This window comes from Nocardia sp. NPDC058058 (assembly GCF_042885355.1).
Lineage (GTDB): Bacteria > Actinomycetota > Actinomycetes > Mycobacteriales > Mycobacteriaceae > Nocardia.
Map to the genome: position 1 here is coordinate 1 of NZ_JBHVSA010000024.1, position 1,375 is coordinate 1,375.

Here is a 1,375-nt window from a genome sequence, read left to right on the forward strand (position 1 = left end):
GGCCGCACCTCGAAGCCGGTCAGGGGCCGGTGAGGATGTCGTGGGTGCCGATGCGGCGCCAGATGATGTGCTGCGTGCCGGGTCGGCGCGCGGGCCCGTATTCCCAGGTTGCGCGTCCTGGGGGCAGCAGCCCATGGACCAGGTGAGCTCGTAGATGCCGGATGCCCGCTGGACGCGCTTGACCCGTAACCCGGGGCGGAACTGGCAGCCGGGGGAGCGTAGGTCGGGCACGAAAGCGCCCAGGACGACCCGGCGGAAGCGCCGGCGTTGGGCGGGGGTGAGGTGCTGGAGGTCGGTGGTGAAGCGGGGGAGTGTCTCGAAGGTTGGCATGCTGGTCTCCTCCAGGTAGCACGAAGCCCTCCGGCGCGGGCCGGAGGGCGGGGTACGGAAGGGCGTGTGCGGTGAACTCGGGTCACCGGTGGGCTGGATCGTGCTCGGCGTCCGATGGCGGGTGGTGAGTGAATTGGTGAGTGCGGCTCTGTGGGTGGTGAGTGAATTGGTGAGTCACCGGTGCGTGGCCCGGAGAGCGGTGACATTCGCTTCCGACGCGGGGCCGCCTTCCGCCTGACGGGCACTGGGAAAGAGAGTCGGGCCGCTGCTCCCGCCTGGCGGGACGTACCGCTGATGGGCCGCTCTTCGCACGGAAGCCGGTGTCCCGTGCCGGGCGATGGACGCCAGCGACCACAGGAGGTGGAGCGTCGGCTGCGGCCTGCAACGAGACCGTGTCCGGGGTCTGCGAGGCGCTGAGGGTGGCGGCCGCGGCCGAGCCGCGCATCGTCACCGCCGGGCGCCTACCGGTTATGGAGCTCTCCTGGGTGCCGCATGCGCTGATCGGCCCGACCGCCTGGCGCAGCGACCAGATTGCCGCCTGCCTTTCCCGAGCGGGAGCACGAGTACGTCAGCGCCGTCGACGACGATGGCGAGCTCCGCTCCCTGCCCGTGGTCTCGGAGAAGGCGCGCGCCAGGCTGAACCGGATCGCCCGGATGCCGCGTGCCTCGTCCCGTTGCACGCTGGGGGTATGGAGCATGCGCCGATCCTGGTGCACCGGATCTCCCCGGCCGGCGGGCGGCGGGTCGTGATCCGGATCCGCGGCGTCGACACGGTCCTCGGGGTGGCTTTCTCTGATGCGGATCTGATCGAGTTCCTGCGGCGCATCGACATCCCCGACCCGGACGGGCTCGTCTTTGGCGATTCCGAAGTCATTGCCTGGCAGGGCGGGCGGCCACACCAATACGAGTAGGTGCGACGGCCCCGGGCTGGGCCGCCGTGGTGCGGTGTCGCTGGGCTGTGCGCGTGCGCACCACGGGGGTGAAAGAAGGGGGGAGAGATGGGGGGTGAGATCGGGGGAGAGATGGGGGGAGAGATGGGGGGAGC

Annotated in this window: 2 protein-coding genes; one reads left to right on the plus strand and one right to left on the minus strand. The window is 70.8% G+C overall.

The window, feature by feature from the left end; all coding sequences use genetic code 11:
• On the minus strand, positions 1 to 330 hold a 330-nt coding region (locus ACFVUS_RS43865), incomplete at its 3' end, for a hypothetical protein (protein WP_107419541.1).
• Positions 331 to 1,019: 689 nt separating this feature from the next.
• Between ACFVUS_RS43865 and ACFVUS_RS43870 the strand changes: the two genes are divergently transcribed.
• Positions 1,020 to 1,241, plus strand: coding sequence for a hypothetical protein (locus ACFVUS_RS43870; protein WP_073797228.1), 222 nt, complete (start codon positions 1,020 to 1,022; stop codon positions 1,239 to 1,241).
• The last annotated feature ends 134 nt before the right edge of the window (positions 1,242 to 1,375 follow it).

Excerpts from the sequence above, each read along its gene's own strand:
- ACFVUS_RS43870 (WP_073797228.1), top strand. The coding sequence starts at position 1,020 with ATGGAGCATGCGCCGATCCTGGTGCACCGGATCTCCCCGGCCGGCGGG.